Source organism: Microbulbifer mangrovi (genome assembly GCF_002009015.1).
In the GTDB taxonomy this organism is placed as follows: domain Bacteria; phylum Pseudomonadota; class Gammaproteobacteria; order Pseudomonadales; family Cellvibrionaceae; genus Microbulbifer; species Microbulbifer mangrovi.
Genome location: NZ_LZDE01000333.1, coordinates 36,497 through 51,701, shown reverse-complemented (window position 1 = coordinate 51,701; position 15,205 = coordinate 36,497). Strand labels below are relative to the sequence as shown.

Genomic DNA, 15,205 nt, shown 5'->3' with positions numbered 1-15,205 from the left:
GCGGGGTGGCCATGGAGGTGCCGGACTTGTAGTCGTAGTCCGCCATTGGCTCGATGGAGATGGTGGCCGCCATATCCATTTCCAGTGCTTCACCGTCTTCCTGGCTGAGGGATACTGCAACCAGGTCGCTGGTGGTGCCCAGGTCGCCGCCGAAGATACCCGGTGCGTTGTTGTAGACGATGGCACCGATGCCGCCACCTGCTTCACAGTTGGCGACTTTGTCACCGAAGCTGATTGCACCGCGTTCGATTACACAGATCTTGCCGCTTGCGTCTTCACAGGCGCTGTCGCCGATGCCGCAATTTGCCAGCGGGGCGCTGACGGTGCCGATGGTGCCGCCCACCATGGGGATGGACTCAAACGAGGCGCCGTTCTGCGAGACTGCACCCACGCCGGTTTCACCGGTGCCGCGGGGCACGGTGGACAGCGTGCTCACGCCGGGAGCGGCGATTTCCACCTGCGCAGTGCGCTGGGAGAAGGACGCATGGTTATTGCCTCCGTCCACGGCGGCCACGGACATTACGGCGTCGTAGGAAGCGGGGTAGGAGTGCCATGCGACGCCGTCGTTACCGGCCGCGGCGATCATCAGCACGCCGTCGCGCGCTGCCTGATTGATGGCGCGCTCTTCAATCGGGTTTTCCAGTGCGCCACCGAGGCTCATGGAAATCACGTTGGCACCGGCGTCGGCACAGTCGCTGATCGCACCCGCCAGGCTGGAGGCGTAGGCAAAGCCACCATCGTCGTTGAAAACACGCACGATGTGCAGCTGGATATTGCCGTCGTCATTGACGCCGACAACGCCCTCGCCATTACCGCCCAGCGCGGCGATGGTGCCCGCAACATGAGTGCCATGGCCGTTGCCATCCTGGTCCCAGGGGCCAGCCAGGCCGCCGTCTTCGCCGCTTACCGCAGATGCGGGCAGGTCCGGGTGGCCGTAGTCGTAACCGGAGTCGATGATGCACACCTTGGTGCCGCCGGCGTAGTCGAGCTGGTCGGCCTGGGTCTGGGCAATACCGAAGGGCGAGATCTCGCCCATACCGCCGGTGTCGAGCATCTTGCGCGGGGTGTCTGCATAGACGCCGATAATGCCGGATACGTCCTTCAGGGCGACGAACTGTTCTTTGGTCATCTCCAGCGCCAGGCTGTCGAAGCGCTCGAGTTCGCGGTGCACGGTAATGCCGCGGCCTTCCAGTGCGGTTTTGACTGCGTCGCCCTGTCCGGGCTTGTATTCCAGGACCATGCGCATGGTGTCGGCCGCGAGGGTGGGAGCGCTCATGGCGGCAGTGATGGCTGCTGCGAGCAGCGTGTTGTGTAATTTCATGAATTCACCTTTTTATTCTTTTGCGGGCGATCAGCCGTTTTCTTCGTCGTTTTTATCGTTTTTGGTGGAAGGGCATTCCTGGGTCTGTACGTTGCCGCTCAGCGCGCCGCGATTGGCATAGCTGGAAAATGGGCCGGTATCGACACTGATGCTGGCCATGCCATTGATGCGGTAGGACGCATTGACACCCTCGCCCCAGTCGACCAGACAGGCGACACCGGTGCCCTCGCCAGGCAGCTGCGGGTTGGTGGAGTCGTATTCGAAGGTCACCTCGAATTCACCGGGGCCGCACCGCTGGTCACAGGCCAGCGCTGCGTCCCCGCTAAATTCAATATCTTCTCCACATAAACCCGCCTCCACTACGTTGGCCCGAAAACTAACGCCACCGTCGTTTTCCCAATCGATGGCAGTTTTGTCCTGGAAGTTCACCTGCCCTTTAACCGGTTGTGCGTCACAGCGCTCGGCGTTGAAGGTCATGACTGCTTTGCCGGCGCCACCCATGGAATTCATGGTGCCGCCGCCGTTGACCTTGCCGTCCATCTTGACGCAGCCGGCAGTAGCCAGGGTGATGGCGAGTAGTGTGGTAGTGGTTTTGAGAGCTGGAAGTCTCATTACGATATGGCTCCTTTACGGATTTTTATTTTATAAATTCGTGAATGTGATCACGTTTGTCTGTCAACAGGCAGCCTTTCCGGATAAATCATTTGTGAGAAAGGTTGCAACTGTAACCAAATGACGCGCCATGACGGGCGCGCCTCAATAAAATTGCCTGGGAGAACTGACTAATTGGTCATGGTCAAATTAACCAGTAGTTGTCCCTTTTTTATCTTGACAATATGGTTTTCGCTTGGGTTTGGGTGTGCGCTGTCAGGTCGTTGCGTTGACAAAGAGGAAGGTTGATTCTAAATTCAAACAAATGTTTGAAACGGGTGATTGAATTGCCCGCCAGATTGACCAGATTCAGAAAAATGAGGCGAGAAAATGGCTGAGTACAAGGCGCCGCTGCGCGAGATGAACTTCCTGCTGCACGAGGTTTTTGAGGCCGACAAGCTGTGGGCGCGTCTGCCGGCACTGGCAGACACCGCTGACCGCGAAACCGCCGATGCCATTCTCGAAGAGATGGCCAAGCTGGCCGCAAATACCCTAGATCCGATCAATCGCACCGGCGATGAAGAGGGCTGCCACTGGAACGACGGTGTGGTGAGCACACCGAAAGGTTTCCCGGAAGCCTACGCCACCTATTGTGAGGGTGGCTGGGGCGCGCTGGTCGGCAACCCGGAATTCGGTGGCATGGGCATGCCGAAGATGCTTGGCGCTCAGGTGGAGGAGATGATCTGTTCCGCCAATATCTCTTTCGCCCTCTATCCTGTGCTGACCAATGGTGCCTGTCTGGCGATCGATGCTCACGCCAGCGAGGAACTGAAGCAGAAGTACCTGCCGAACATGTATGCCGGCACCTGGGCCGGGGCCATGGATCTGACCGAGCCGCACGCTGGTACCGACCTCGGCATTATCCGCACCAAGGCGGAGCCACAGGAAGACGGCAGCTACAGCATTACCGGTTCCAAGATTTTCATTACCGGCGGCGACCACGACCTGTCTGAAAATATCATTCACCTGGTGCTGGCCAAGCTGCCGGATGCACCCAAGGGGCCTAAGGGGATCTCGCTGTTCCTGGTGCCCAAGATCATGGTCAACGAAGACGGCAGCCTGGGTGAGCGCAACGCCGTAAGTTGCGGCTCCATCGAGCACAAGATGGGTATCAAGGCCTCTTCCACCTGCGCGATGAATTTCGACGGCGCCAAGGGCTGGCTGGTGGGCGAGCTGAACAAGGGCCTCGCGGCCATGTTCACCATGATGAACTACGAGCGCCTGGGTGTGGGTATCCAGGGCCTCGGCGCTTCCGAGCGCTCTTATCAGAGCGCCATCGAATACGCCCGCGACCGCGTGCAGAGCCGCTCGCCGGAAGGCGCCAAACTGCCGGAAAAGGCGGCGGACCCGATCATCGTGCACCCCGACGTGCGCCGTATGCTGCTGACCCAAAAGGCGCTGATTGGCGGCGCCCGCGCGCTGTCCACCTATGTGGCCAAGTGGCTCGACCTGGCCAAGTTTGGCGAGGGAGAGGAAAAGAAACACGCAGAAGCGCTGGTGGCGCTGTTGACCCCGGTGGCCAAGGCGTTCTTCACCGATAAGGGTCTCGAGTGCACCGTACTCGGCCAGCAGGTGTTCGGCGGCCACGGTTATATCCGCGAGTGGGGCCAGGAGCAGCTGGTGCGCGACGTGCGCATTACCCAGATCTACGAGGGCACCAACGGCATCCAGGCGCTGGATCTGATCGGCCGCAAGACGGTGGCCAACAGTGGCGCCTTCTTCGAGTTGTTCGCAGCCGATGTACAGGCATTTATCGATGCCAACGGGGATAACGAAGCCCTGGCGGAATTCATCCAGCCACTCGGTGCAGAGCTGCAGCGCCTGAAAGAGGTGACCGCTGCGGTTATTGAAGCGTCCAAAACCGACCCCAATGCCCCGGGCGCCGCATCTGTTGAGTACCTGCACCTGTTCGGCTACGTGGCTTACGCCTACATGTGGGCCAAAGTGGTGAGTGTTGCGGCCCCGCAGGCCGACGCGGACGATTTCTACCGCACCCAGGTCAAGACCGCGCGCTTCTACTTCGCTCGCCTGCTGCCCCAGGCCGCCGCGCTGTCCAGCAGCGTGCTCGCAGGCAGCGAAACCCTGATGGATCTGGAAGAAGCGTTGTTCTAAGCCAGAAAAGAACAAACGAATTGATCTGCTGATCAGCCCCGCTCTGCGGGGCTTTTTTCGTTGTGGAGATTCTTCTAGACTCGGGGCATCACAATAATAACCCTGAGGTCAGATCCTCATGTCTGAAAATGACGCCCCGATCCCACCCAAAAAGCTTTCCGACGAAGATCAGGCCAAGGTCGATGCCTACCTGAAAAGTGGCTACAACGATGTTGAACGCAAGCCGTTTCGCCCGTTCCTGCTGCTCGGCGTGATCCTCGCGGTGCTTACCGCACTCTCGCTTCTCAGTCTGGTGATCGCACGCACCAAGGGTGTCGTTTGATATGGCGCATGCTGAGGGATTTATTCCGCTGGAATTTGAACGGCTTGACGATACGACGATGGTGGCGCGGGCCAGGGCGTTTTATCAGCACATGAAACAGCGTCGCTCGGTGCGCGATTTCTCAAGTAATCCCGTGCCCCGTGAAGTGATAGAACAGGCCGTGCTAACCGCCGGCAGTGCACCCAGTGGTGCGAACATGCAGCCGTGGCACTTCTGCGTGGTAGAGTCGGCGGCGGTGAAAAAAGAAATTCGGCAGGCGGCGGAGGCCGAAGAGCGGGAATTCTATGCGCGGCGCGCCTCGGAGGAATGGCTGGATGCCCTGGCACCCCTCGGTACCGATGCGCAAAAGCCCTTTCTGGAAACTGCGCCCTACCTGATCGTGATTTTCCTGAAGAAGTTCTCCGAAGGGGAGCAGGGCGAGCAGCGCAAAAATTACTACACCGCCGAATCGGTTGGCATCGCCACCGGCATGTTGCTGGCAGCGCTGCACGATGCGGGTGTGGCCACGCTCACCCATACCCCGAGTCCGATGAAGTTTCTCAACACCATTCTGAAACGCCCGACATCGGAGCGCCCCTATATGATCGTGGTGGCAGGGCTGCCCGCAGAAAATACCGAGGTGCCGGCGATCGACAAGAAGCCGCTGGAGGAGATCGCTGAGTTCTTTTGACCGCCTTTGCCTGACCGGGGTTAGTTCCCGAGTCGGCTCAGGGTCCGCCACTCCTCCGCGGTCACCGGCTGGATGGACAGGCGTCCCTGCTTCACCAGTACCATCTCCGCCAGTTCCGGGTCCTGCTTGATCTGTTTCAACGGCACCGGGTGGGCAAATTCGCTCTGCCACTGGATATCCACGCAGAACCAGCGCGGATTTTCCGGGCTCGCCTTGGGGTCGAAGTATTTGCTCTCCGGGTCGAACTGCGCCGGATCGGCATAGGCGGCCCTGACTACCTGGGCGGTGCCCACCACCGCGGGCACCTTGCAGGCGCTGTGGTAGAAGAGCACGCCGTCGCCCTCCCGCACCGCATCCCGCAGGAAATTGCGCGCCTGGTAGTTGCGGATACCGTCCCAGCGGCCGGTTTTGCCCGGTTCGCCCTTCAGATCCGCAAGGCTGTATTCGTCCGGTTCTGACTTGAATAGCCAGTAATTCATCCTGCACCTCATCCTGAGCCGCATTCTGCGGCAGTCTGTCAGATTGTTGCGTTTGGTGGTATTTCGTCCACGGCCAACGTCAATTAGTCTATTTTCCCAGATTGGCGCACTTTCTGCGCATTTTGGAGAATTATGGGTACTTCTGTTTTCAATTGGCTGTCCGAGTGGCTGGGATCCGAGCGCAACCAGTACCGGGCGCTGCAGTGGAGTGGCTGGGCTGGCTATACCCTGCTGACGTTTATCGGCGGCTTTTTCTGGGTCGAGAGCCACTGGCTCTACACCGGTTATATCGCCGTGGCCACTGCATCCGGTATCGCGATCTCCGAGGGTATGCGCCGGGGCTTCCAGCGGCTGTGGAACCAGCAGCCGGCACAGCGTCTGCTAGGCACGCTCGGCGTCATCGTGGTGGGCGCCGCACTGTGGGCGGCGATCAAATTTGGCGGATCCCTGTGGCTGTATGGCAGGGAGAGTGATGAGCACCCGGTGGTGCTAGCGGTCTACTGGTTTTCCTATTCCTTCCTGATCTACATGACCTGGACGGCACTTTATTACGGTATCAAGTACTATCAGGCGTCCCTGCTTCAGCAGGAAAAAGCGCTGAAAGCGGAATCCATTGCGCACCAGTCGCAGCTGAAGATGCTGCGCTACCAGCTTAACCCGCATTTCCTGTTCAACACCCTGAACGCTATCTCTACCCTGATTCTGGAGCAGGACGGCAAGACGGCGAACAGCATGGTGACGCGCCTGTCCCAGTTCCTGCGTCATTCGCTGGACAATGACCCGATGCAGAAGGTGACGCTGGCGAAAGAGGTGGAGGCGCTGATGCTGTATCTGGATATCGAGAAAGTGCGCTTTGCCGATCGCCTGCAGGTAAATGTGGATCTCGATGGCGAGGCTCCCGAGGCGCTGGTTCCCAGTCTGCTGCTGCAACCAATCGTTGAGAACGCCATCAAATACGGTATCTCCCAGCGGGAGTGGGGTGGACAGATCACCATCAAGGCGCGGGTGTTTGCCGGCGAGTTGTTACTGGAAATCAGTGACAATGGTCCCGGGGTTCCCGAGGCAGAGCTGGCGCGGCTGGGCAGTGGCAGCGGTGTGGGTATTCGCAACACCTGCGAGCGCCTGCAGGCGCTATATGGTGTCGAGCAGAAGACCCGTTTCTGTAATCGCCCGGAGGGCGGACTCGCGGTGCATCTGCGGATTCCGTTTGAGCGGGACTGACACAGGGAGCGCGGTACCGGGGTACAGCGCGGGGGAAAGTTTGTATGAATGGAGTGATAAGCGGTGAGTAGCGACAGTCTGAAAGTCATTATCGTGGATGATGAGCCTCTGGCCCGGCGCGGCTTGCGGCTGCGCCTGGAAAACCTGGGCGGGGTCGAAGTGGTGGCCGAATGCGGCAATGGCCGCGAGGCAAAAGAGCAGATCGAACAGCTTAAACCGGATGTTGCGTTCCTCGACATCCAGATGCCGGGGGTGACCGGGCTGGAGCTGGTGCAGCTGTTGCCGAAAGACGAAATGCCGCAGATCGTATTTGTCACTGCTTACGATCAATACGCGGTGGAGGCGTTCGAGGTCAACGCAGTGGACTATGTATTGAAGCCCATTGAAGAGGATCGTCTCAGTCGCGCGATGCAGCGGGTGCGCGAGAAGCTCGGCAGTGAAAACCTGGCGGCCCAGCGCGAGCAGTTACTCGAGGCCGTGGCGGATCTTACTCAGGAATCCCCGGAGTCCCTGGAGGTCAAGCTGGCGGCGGGGGAGCTGGGCGGCAGTCGCTTTCCGGAAAAAATCGCGATCAAGGATTCCGGCAAGATCACCCTGGTGCCGGCGCGGGAAATCGACTGGATTGATGCCGCCGGTGACTACATGTGCGTGCACGCCAATGGCGAAACCCATGTTATGCGTATCACCATGAAGGAGCTGGAGCAGCAACTGGACCCGAAAGTTTTTCAGCGCATCCACCGGTCAACCATCGTCAACCTGAAGCGGGTGCGGGAGATCTGCGCCCACATCAACGGCGAGTACCATCTGGTGCTGAATAATGGTGAGCGCTTGAAGATGAGCCGCAGCTACAAGAACAAGGTGCAGCACTTTATCTGAGGTGCAAAAACCGGGGCCCGGCTCAGATCTGAATCAGCGCCTGGGCCTCGCGGATCAGTTGCTTGCGATCGCGCAGTTCCAGCTTGCGCAGGATCGCGGTCACATGGCTTTTGACCGTGGGCTCGGTGATGTCCAGGTCGTAGGCAATCTGCTTGTTCAGCATGCCCTGGGCAATCATCTGGAATATCTTCAATTGCTGCGGGGTAAGCTGGCTTAGCTTTTCCGCCAGCGCACTTTCGCTCTCTGCCTGTAGCGCCTCTTCACTAAACCACTGATCCCCCGCCAGAACACACTCGATACACTGCAGGATTTCATCTGGCCGCGCGGTTTTGGAGAGGAAGCCACTGGCGCCGAGCCCGGCCGCCTGTTGGATTACCGCATGCCTGTCGCTGCCCGAAACCACCACGACCGGTACCGCGGGGAAATCGTTGCGGATGCGCGCGAGGCCGCTGAAGCCCTCGCTACCCGGCATATTCAGGTCGAGCAGCAGCAGGTCGATTTCCGACTGCGCGAGCCGCTGCAGGGTGGAGTCCAGATCCTCGCTCTGCAGCAATTCCGCATTGGGAAAATGCGGGGTAAGCGTGGTCGCCAGCGCGTCGCGATATAGCGGGTGATCGTCGGCGATCAGCAATTGATAGTTCACAGCAGCACCCTGAAGGATAAATGAAGCGGGTGCAATGGATACTACTGTGCGCTCCATCCACCGTCCACCGGCAGGGCCGCACCGGTAATGGTGCCGGCAAACTCTCCGCACAGGTACAGCGCCAGTTCTCCGATTGCTTGCGGATTGGTGGCCCGCGCCATCGGCTGTTTGGCCCCTACCAGTTCGGTGCGTGCGGTTTCCAGATCTACCTGCTGTTTGCGGGCAATGTTTTCAATCTGCGGCTGAATCAGCGGTGTTTCCACCCAGCCGGGACAGATGGCATTGGCGGTGATATTGCAGTCGGCATTTTCCAATGCGAGCACCTTGGTCAAACCGACCAGTCCATGCTTGGCGGCGCAGTAGGCGGACTTGTGTTCCGAGGCCACCAGGCCGTGTACAGAGGCAATATTGATAACCCTGCCCCAACCACTGGCACGCATGGCCGGCAGCAGGTCGCGGCTGAGAAAAAAGCTGGCACTGAGATTGATCGACAAAATCTGATGCCACTTGTCTGCGGGGAACTCGTGGGCGGGCGCGGTGTGCTGGATGCCGGCATTGTTAATCAGTACTGACGGATTGCCAATGGCTTCGCGGGTGTCAGATACCAGCTGCGCGCAGCCGGCTTCACTGGAGATATCCGCACTGCTGAATCCCACCTTGCCGGGGTAATCGGCAAATTCGTTGCACAGGGTGCGCGCGGTTTCGCTGTCGGCGAGGCCGTGCAGCATCACATGGTGACCGGCGCGCCCGAAACAGTGGGCAATGGCAAGCCCGATACCACTGGTGGACCCAGTGATCAGAACTGCGTGTGTTTGACTCTTCTGCTGCACGGCGAACTCCCGCAGATGCTTATTCTTTGGATAAATCCTAGCAGCGGCGGGAGTTGCGGGTCTGTATGACCAAGGTATGAGTCGGGCTCATACCCCGGTCAACTGGCCGGAATTAGCGGCGACGATGTCCGCTACCACTGTGACGATGGTGTCCACCGCCATGTCCGGGGCGATGTCCCGGGCGGCCGGGACGATGATAGCCGTGGGGCGGACGATAACCGGGACGGTTGTAGTAGTGGCGACCGTGGTGGCGATAGTAGCCACCGCGGTGACGGTAGTAACCGCCGCGATAGTAGCGGGAACCACCGTACCGGTAGTAGCGTGGCGACGAATAGTAGAAGGACACGCTACCGGACGGATAGACATAGGGGCGGGAGTAGGGATAACTGGAGTAACCCACACTTCCGGAACTGTAATAGCCGTCTGAAACACAGGCGCCCAGGGTCAGGGTGCCGAAGACGGTTGCGGCCAACAGGCCTTTTTTGACAATGCTCTTCATAAGAGACCTCCGAGGGGCAAGCAACGGGTTACCAGGGTGTCGATCCACCGTGGATACCGGTTAACTGGTGTCAGTGTTTAACCAGAGATTTGAGAAGGCTCAGCGAGGCTGATTCACGCGGTGTCGTGGCATCGGCTGGTAGTAGCTGCCGCCACGGATGTAGTAGTCAGAATGCCGGGCGTTGTGACAGTGCCCGTTCTGGTGGCAGTGGTAGTAACGGCCTTTTACCGAGTAGTAACCCGGTCCCTCGTTGGTTCGGTTGATAGCCGTTGTGGTATCGGTCATATCCTCCATGCTGGTACAGCCGGACAGGGTCAGTAGGGCTACTGCGCCGAGCCCGCTGGCCAGTCCTGCGAATGTGCGCTTCATGAAAACCTCCACGCCGCGAGGGCGGGTGAACCTTTTTATTTTCGATCCGGTCGCCGGCCGCAATGTGCCGACGCCAAATCGAAACCCAAGTGGAAGTTATTTAAGGGTCGCGCAAGCTCGATCACGACCCATTGCGATGAATATCAACAACCAATAAGTAATTAGTGGTTGGACGGATATAAGAGAAAGGCTGGGTGAGAAACGCAGAGGTGCGAGTGCTGGGGGGAGGGAAGTGGCCAATGCCCGCCAGTCAGCGGGCGGGCATCAAGGATGAACCGGGGCTGAGGGAACGCTTCAGGCGGAAACCAGCTGCTGTAACTGATTGTCCAGCAGTTGCTGCAGCTTGGGATTGAGCCCGGTTATTTCGGCTCCCCAGCTGGTGGTGTGACACTGAATACGGTCGGCGAGGGATTCGTCGTCCTGCAGCTGTGGATGCAGCGCCAGCCCGCGGGACTGGCTCAGTAATTGTTCGCCATCGAAATCGAATTGCTCCGGCTTGGTGGGCAGTACCGCCAGAGCCAGCTGCAGGCCAGTGGCGCGGCTGGACTGCTGCAGCCCCCGCAACAGCAGTCCAGCGCAGACCGCGCGAAACGCCGCGTCCTCACCGGCAAAGCCGAGGCCCACGGTGGGGCCTGCGCTGGGTAGCGTGCGCGCATCGTAAATACGGGTCAGCAATTGCAGTCGCTGTACGAGCTCGCTCTGCAGGCTGTCCATGGCACTGCGCGAGAGCTGGTTGCCCAGTTGTGCCCAGTTAAGGGGGCGCAGGTACAGCCCGGCAGTCACTTCCGGCGGTGGCTTGGGTTTGGCTTTGGGGACGATCAGCGGTTTGCGCGATGACTGCGGGCGAATCTGGCTGACCGCGAGGGCGCAGGCCGCACTGAATGGCAGCGCGAAGATCAGGCACAGCAGCAGGCTCGCCCAGGGATAGGCGACAGACGCCCCGGGCTGGATATTCAGTGCCACGCTACCCGCCAGGCTATCGTGCAGCACCACCGGCTCGGTAATCATTTCCCCGCGATCGCGCACCCCGGCCTGCGCCAGCGGGCTGGAATCCACATCCTGGATGGTCACGCCGCGCACGGATGGCAGTGCCAGTGCCTGCTGGGCCAGCATCTGCAAGCTGATGCGATCGCCTGCCACGATCTGCTCGAGGCTCTGGCTTGCCAGCAGCTTGGCCGCCGCCTCCGCACTGGCCCGGTCCCGGGCAATGGCATCGGACTGTTGTCGGCTGTAGGCGTGGCCCAGGGTCGCCAGGCAAAAGCCGGCGAGGGTCAGCCAGATGGTGGCCGCCAGCAGCTGGCGCTGGCGGTTGCGGGAGAGTCCGGCAAGCCACTGGGGCAGGTTGCTGGTAAATTCGGACAGGCTGGCGAGCAGGTTTTTCATCTTGTTATGGATTCGCTGGCGATACAGCAGCTGATTTTATCCCACTTCTTCAGCGAAAAAAGGCGCCGGGCTATAATGCGCGGCCTTTTCCCGGCGATCGAGCCGCTCGAGCGCCCCATTAGAGTCGATAAGAAACAGCCATGGAAGCACCAACTTACTCCTCCGTCGCCGCTCTCTGCCAGCAGGTATTTTCACTGTCCGCGGGCGAAAGCATGCCGGATTCCCCTTCTGCCGTGACCGCCCCCTGGTGCCTGACCCTGCTTGCGGAGCCGGTACGGGAGTCGCAACTCGCGCAGGTGAAGGCGTTTCTGGGCGAGCAAGGCTGGGCGGTGAGCGGGCTGGATATTCTCGCCTGTAGTGCGGAGCGAATCGCCATCCGCCTGCAGCTGGATGCGAACCTGGATTTCGACAGTGCGCGCAAGGCACTGCTTGAGCTGGCTGCAGCACTGGGCGTGGAACTGACGCTGCAACCCGGCAGCACCCAGCGTGCGCCGCGGCTTGCCTGCTTTGATATGGATTCGACGCTGATTCAGGCAGAAGTAATCGATGAGCTGGCCAAGATTGCCGGAGTGGGGGAGCAGGTGGCTGAGATCACCCTCGCGGCCATGCGCGGCGAGCTCGATTTCCAGCAGAGTTTCCGCAAGCGTATGGGGCTGTTGCAGGGGTTTACCGAGGAGCGCCTGGCTGAAATCGCTCCCAAGTTACCGATTATGCCCGGCGCACCGCGCCTGCTGCGGGCACTGCGCGCGCTGGGGTGTAAAACCGCCATTCTGTCCGGGGGCTTCACCTATTTCGCCGGCTACCTGAAAGACAACCACCTGGCGGTGGATGTGATTCATGCCAACCAGCTGGAGTTTGAAGGCGGTGCCCTGACCGGTGGTGTGATAGACCCGATTGTGGACGGCGCGCGCAAGGCCCATTTGCTGCAGGAGATCGCCGAGGAGATGCACCTGTCACTGGATCAGGTGATTGCCGTGGGGGATGGCGCCAACGACCTGCCGATGCTGTCGCTGGGTGCCCTGGGTATCGCCTTTCACGCCAAGCCCAAGGTGCGTGCGGAAGCGCCGCAGGCGATCGATGATTTTGGGCTGGATGCGGCGCTGTATCTGTTTGGCCTGAACGACCGGCAGATAGCGGAGTTACTGGCGGAGTAAACTCGCGGGCGGTATTTGCCCGGCTTTCAGAAGGACTGGATCAGTGCCAGAGCGGGGCGCAGCTCGCTGTCGAGGGCGGCAAACGGCATCGGCGGCTTGCGTTCGCGGTTGCCGTCCCGGTAACAGGTGGCCTGTCGCTCACAGGCAGCCATGACCATTGCCAGTGTGACCAGTGCGATGACGGCGAATATTCGCTTGCCCATGAGGGTTCCCTGTCTGCGATGAATTGGTGTCTTTGCGGTGTGTTGCGATTTAGACGAGCTGAGGCGAGAAAAAGTTGCGCTTGGAGCGCAGAGATTAAGAGAAATGCGCCGGTTTGAATAGCGTTGCGGCAACAACGGCGCGGTAATCCACATTCTCTTCCCCCGTCGAGAGTTTTTGTTATTTTCCTGTACGTTTTCGGGGCGTTTCCCCTGCGTTCTTCCGCCCGCTTCCTTCCCCTGTGTCATAGGCATATTTCGAATTGATATACATCGATGGGCACAGTTCCTTGCATACAAACGTCATACCATATGAAGTTTGCGCCGTGAAAGAGATGTATGCCGTGCCTATTGCCGGGCTGCGTGACCTGCAGGCCCCGGGGGTTAATCAGGGTGCCGTCGCAGAGTTTCTTCCATACGGATAAAAAAATAACGTTATATGGAAAATGTTTATGTCTAGAAAAATTCTCCTGTTCCTTTTCCTCAGCCTTTGCTCCGCTGCGTCCATGGCGCAGAGCCTGCTTGATGGACGCTATGCGATTGTCTCCCGCCACAGTGGCCTGGCACTGGACGTCGCCGGTGCCAGTGGTGAAGACGGTGCCAATGTACAGCAGTGGGGCTACGACGGCGGCGATTGGCAGCATTTCGACGTCGTCTATCAGGGCGATGGTTACTATTCCATTCGTCCGGTGCACAGCGGAAAATCCCTCGATGTCTATGGCTGGAGCAGCGAACCGGGCGGTGAAATCCGGCAGTGGAGTTACCAGGGCGCGGACAACCAGCTGTGGGCCATTGCCGCTACGGACAGCGGTTATTTCACCATCCGCTCCAAGTTCAGCGGCCTGAACCTGGATGTATGGGGCTGGAGCGAAGAGAGTGGCGGTGATATCCGTCAGTTCACCCCCGATGGGGGGTACAACCAGCAATTCCGCTTTGTGCGCGCCAATGACGGTGAGACCACGGTGGAAAATGGTCGCTACGCGATTGTCTCCCGCCATAGTGGCCTCGCCCTCGATGTCACCGGCGGCAGCAACGAGGATGGCGCCAATATCCAGCAGTGGGGCTATGGCGGCGGCGCCTGGCAGCAATTCGACGTCACATATCAGGGCAATGGTTACTATTCCATTCGCGCGGCCCACAGCGGCAAGTCTGTGGATGTTGCAGACATGAGCCTGGAGGCTGGAACCAGCATCGTGCAGTGGAGTTACTGGGGCGGTGATGGCCAGTTGTGGTCGATCCAGCCTGTGGACAGCGGCTTTTACACCATCACTTCCAAACTCAATGGCATGGCGCTGGACGTTTGGGAGTGGAGCACGGAGAACGGCGGTGATATCCGCCAGTACACCGCCTGGGGCGGTGAGGCGCAGCAGTTCGGCTTTACTTCCACCGTCGCGGGTAGCAGTGAGTCGGCAGATGGGTTTGCCTCCCGCGGTGGCGGCACCACCGGCGGTGGTAGCGCAAGCCCGGTAACGGTCAACAGCTGTAGCGAGCTGGCATCTGCGGTTTCCGGCTCCGGCGCCAAGGTGATACAAATCTCCAATAGCACGATCGATTGTCGCGTGAGTGGTAATTATCGTGAGGCCTGCCCCATCGATTGTGGGGACGGCAAAATGTACCACCGGGTGCCGGTGGGCTCCCAGAGCTGTACCGAGCTGGGTTCCAGCAACAACAACACCGAAACGGTTGCGGTGCGTGATACCCGTATCAATGTCGGCTCCAACACCACCATTGTCGGTCTCGGGGCAAACTCCCGGGTACTGGGGGGTAGCTTCAATCTTGGTGACGCCAGCAATGTCATCCTGCGCAATTTCACCATTGAGGATATCAATCCCGGACTGGTGGAGGCGGGGGATGCGGTGACCCTTTCCGGCAGCAGTAATATCTGGGTGGACCACATGCGCACCAACCTGATCAGTGACGGTCATGTGGATATCAATTCGAGCCAGAATGTGACCCTCAGCTGGAACCACTTTATGGGTTACAACCCTCAGGTGTGTGGCAACCAACACCACTACACCAACGGTGTGGGTGAATCCCAGGTGACCTTCCACCACAATTTCTGGGATACCAATTCCGGGCGCAATCCTCGCCTTTCCGGCTCCAGTACCAACGCGCATATTTACAATAATTACTGGCTGGACATTACCTATTTCTCCATTAACACCAGTGACGGTGCCCAGGCGAAGGTGGAGGGGAATTACTTTGCAAACTCTTCCCGTCCTCACTGGAATGAGAGCGGCTACATGGATGCGAATATTGCATCTAATCGCTATACCGGTCGCTCCGCAACGGACAGCGAAAGGGATACCGGAGATAGCGTCTTTGCCGTGCCCTACAGCTATTCGCTCGACAATGTGGATAACCTGCCGGCAGTGTTGAGCAGCCAGACCGGCCCGCAGTAGCGAACGGTTTATATCCGCCAATAAAAAGCCCCCGCCCGGGTTCCGGACGGGGGCTTTTGCGTTTCAGGTGCGC

Annotated in this window: 16 protein-coding genes; 7 read left to right on the top strand and 9 right to left on the bottom strand. The window is 59.4% G+C overall.

Annotation, left to right across the window (positions count from 1 at the left end; all coding sequences use genetic code 11):
- Both B4U49_RS14230 and B4U49_RS14225 read right to left on the bottom strand, forming a co-directional pair.
- Positions 1-1,321 (bottom strand): S8 family serine peptidase (locus tag B4U49_RS14230; RefSeq protein WP_078085275.1); only part of this gene is annotated, 1,321 nt, incomplete at its 3' end.
- Positions 1,322-1,351: 30 nt separating this feature from the next.
- A complete protein-coding gene (locus B4U49_RS14225) occupies positions 1,352-1,933 on the bottom strand; it encodes a hypothetical protein (protein WP_078085274.1) in 582 nt (193 codons plus the stop codon).
- Positions 1,934-2,302: 369 nt separating this feature from the next.
- Between B4U49_RS14225 and B4U49_RS14220 the strand changes: the two genes are divergently transcribed.
- The 3 genes from B4U49_RS14220 (at position 2,303) to B4U49_RS14210 (ending at position 5,076) form a co-directional block, all read left to right on the top strand.
- Positions 2,303-4,084, top strand: coding sequence for an acyl-CoA dehydrogenase C-terminal domain-containing protein (locus B4U49_RS14220; RefSeq protein ID WP_078085273.1), 1,782 nt, complete (start codon positions 2,303-2,305; stop codon positions 4,082-4,084).
- A 118-nt stretch (positions 4,085-4,202) separates the two neighbouring features.
- On the top strand, positions 4,203-4,406 hold the full coding sequence (locus tag B4U49_RS14215; protein WP_078085272.1) for a DUF3094 family protein: 204 nt from the start codon (positions 4,203-4,205) through the stop codon (positions 4,404-4,406).
- A 1-nt stretch (position 4,407) separates the two neighbouring features.
- A complete protein-coding gene (locus tag B4U49_RS14210; RefSeq protein ID WP_078085271.1) occupies positions 4,408-5,076 on the top strand; it encodes a nitroreductase family protein in 669 nt (222 codons plus the stop codon).
- A gap of 20 nt (positions 5,077-5,096) precedes the next feature.
- On the opposite strand, the gene B4U49_RS14205 is transcribed toward B4U49_RS14210, so the two are convergent.
- Positions 5,097-5,555, bottom strand: coding sequence for an EVE domain-containing protein (locus B4U49_RS14205; RefSeq protein WP_078085270.1), 459 nt, complete (start codon positions 5,553-5,555; stop codon positions 5,097-5,099).
- Positions 5,556-5,687: 132 nt separating this feature from the next.
- On the opposite strand from B4U49_RS14205, the gene B4U49_RS14200 reads away from it, so the two are divergent.
- Positions 5,688-6,776: a sensor histidine kinase gene (locus tag B4U49_RS14200; protein ID WP_078085269.1), complete on the top strand. Its 1,089-nt coding sequence runs from the start codon at positions 5,688-5,690 to the stop codon at positions 6,774-6,776.
- 63 nt (positions 6,777-6,839) lie between these two features.
- A complete protein-coding gene (locus B4U49_RS14195; protein ID WP_078085268.1) occupies positions 6,840-7,652 on the top strand; it encodes a LytR/AlgR family response regulator transcription factor in 813 nt (270 codons plus the stop codon).
- A gap of 22 nt (positions 7,653-7,674) precedes the next feature.
- On the opposite strand, the gene B4U49_RS14190 is transcribed toward B4U49_RS14195, so the two are convergent.
- From B4U49_RS14190 to B4U49_RS14170, 5 genes are all read right to left on the bottom strand, one after another.
- Complete coding sequence (locus B4U49_RS14190) at positions 7,675-8,352, bottom strand: response regulator (protein ID WP_078085267.1); 678 nt, start codon at positions 8,350-8,352, stop codon at positions 7,675-7,677.
- The gene (locus B4U49_RS14185) at positions 8,337-9,125 is read right to left on the bottom strand and encodes a 3-hydroxybutyrate dehydrogenase (protein WP_239692642.1); all 789 of its coding nucleotides are present in this window, start codon (positions 9,123-9,125) and stop codon (positions 8,337-8,339) included. The genes B4U49_RS14190 and B4U49_RS14185 overlap by 16 nt, the downstream gene beginning before the upstream one ends.
- A 112-nt stretch (positions 9,126-9,237) precedes the next feature.
- Entirely contained in the window at positions 9,238-9,624 is a 387-nt protein-coding gene (locus tag B4U49_RS14180) for a hypothetical protein (RefSeq protein ID WP_078085265.1), read from the bottom strand.
- Between the two features lie 99 nt (positions 9,625-9,723).
- Positions 9,724-9,993 carry a hypothetical protein gene (locus B4U49_RS14175; RefSeq protein ID WP_078085264.1) on the bottom strand — a complete coding sequence of 90 codons (270 nt, stop codon included), beginning with the start codon at positions 9,991-9,993 and terminating at the stop codon, positions 9,724-9,726.
- Positions 9,994-10,287: 294 nt separating this feature from the next.
- Positions 10,288-11,376 carry a hypothetical protein gene (locus B4U49_RS14170; RefSeq protein WP_078085263.1) on the bottom strand — a complete coding sequence of 363 codons (1,089 nt, stop codon included), beginning with the start codon at positions 11,374-11,376 and terminating at the stop codon, positions 10,288-10,290.
- Positions 11,377-11,516: 140 nt separating this feature from the next.
- On the opposite strand from B4U49_RS14170, the gene serB reads away from it, so the two are divergent.
- Positions 11,517-12,530 (top strand): phosphoserine phosphatase SerB, encoded by a 1,014-nt coding sequence (gene serB, locus B4U49_RS14165; protein WP_078085262.1) that lies wholly within the window; start codon positions 11,517-11,519, stop codon positions 12,528-12,530.
- Positions 12,531-12,556: 26 nt separating this feature from the next.
- Here the strand turns inward: serB and B4U49_RS19115 are convergent, their stop codons facing one another.
- Positions 12,557-12,733, bottom strand: coding sequence for a hypothetical protein (locus B4U49_RS19115; RefSeq protein WP_158078630.1), 177 nt, complete (start codon positions 12,731-12,733; stop codon positions 12,557-12,559).
- 449 nt (positions 12,734-13,182) lie between these two features.
- On the opposite strand from B4U49_RS19115, the gene B4U49_RS14160 reads away from it, so the two are divergent.
- Positions 13,183-15,132, top strand: a complete 1,950-nt coding sequence (locus B4U49_RS14160; protein WP_158078629.1) for an RICIN domain-containing protein — start codon at positions 13,183-13,185, stop codon at positions 15,130-15,132.
- Positions 15,133-15,205 lie beyond the last annotated feature (73 nt).

What these genes read in the sequence shown, in the direction of transcription:
- B4U49_RS19115 (WP_158078630.1), bottom strand. Translation starts at nt 12,733, where the DNA reads ATGGGCAAGCGAATATTCGCCGTCATCGCACTGGTCACACTGGCAATG.
- B4U49_RS14210 (WP_078085271.1), top strand. Translation starts at nt 4,408, where the DNA reads ATGGCGCATGCTGAGGGATTTATTCCGCTGGAATTTGAACGGCTTGAC.
- B4U49_RS14220 (WP_078085273.1), top strand. Translation starts at nt 2,303, where the DNA reads ATGGCTGAGTACAAGGCGCCGCTGCGCGAGATGAACTTCCTGCTGCAC.
- B4U49_RS14205 (WP_078085270.1), bottom strand. Translation starts at nt 5,555, where the DNA reads ATGAATTACTGGCTATTCAAGTCAGAACCGGACGAATACAGCCTTGCG.
- B4U49_RS14170 (WP_078085263.1), bottom strand. Translation starts at nt 11,376, where the DNA reads ATGAAAAACCTGCTCGCCAGCCTGTCCGAATTTACCAGCAACCTGCCC.
- serB (WP_078085262.1), top strand. Translation starts at nt 11,517, where the DNA reads ATGGAAGCACCAACTTACTCCTCCGTCGCCGCTCTCTGCCAGCAGGTA.
- B4U49_RS14215 (WP_078085272.1), top strand. Translation starts at nt 4,203, where the DNA reads ATGTCTGAAAATGACGCCCCGATCCCACCCAAAAAGCTTTCCGACGAA.
- B4U49_RS14200 (WP_078085269.1), top strand. Translation starts at nt 5,688, where the DNA reads ATGGGTACTTCTGTTTTCAATTGGCTGTCCGAGTGGCTGGGATCCGAG.
- B4U49_RS14175 (WP_078085264.1), bottom strand. Translation starts at nt 9,993, where the DNA reads ATGAAGCGCACATTCGCAGGACTGGCCAGCGGGCTCGGCGCAGTAGCC.
- B4U49_RS14160 (WP_158078629.1), top strand. Translation starts at nt 13,183, where the DNA reads ATGTCTAGAAAAATTCTCCTGTTCCTTTTCCTCAGCCTTTGCTCCGCT.
- B4U49_RS14190 (WP_078085267.1), bottom strand. Translation starts at nt 8,352, where the DNA reads ATGGAGCGCACAGTAGTATCCATTGCACCCGCTTCATTTATCCTTCAG.
- B4U49_RS14225 (WP_078085274.1), bottom strand. Translation starts at nt 1,933, where the DNA reads ATGAGACTTCCAGCTCTCAAAACCACTACCACACTACTCGCCATCACC.
- B4U49_RS14180 (WP_078085265.1), bottom strand. Translation starts at nt 9,624, where the DNA reads ATGAAGAGCATTGTCAAAAAAGGCCTGTTGGCCGCAACCGTCTTCGGC.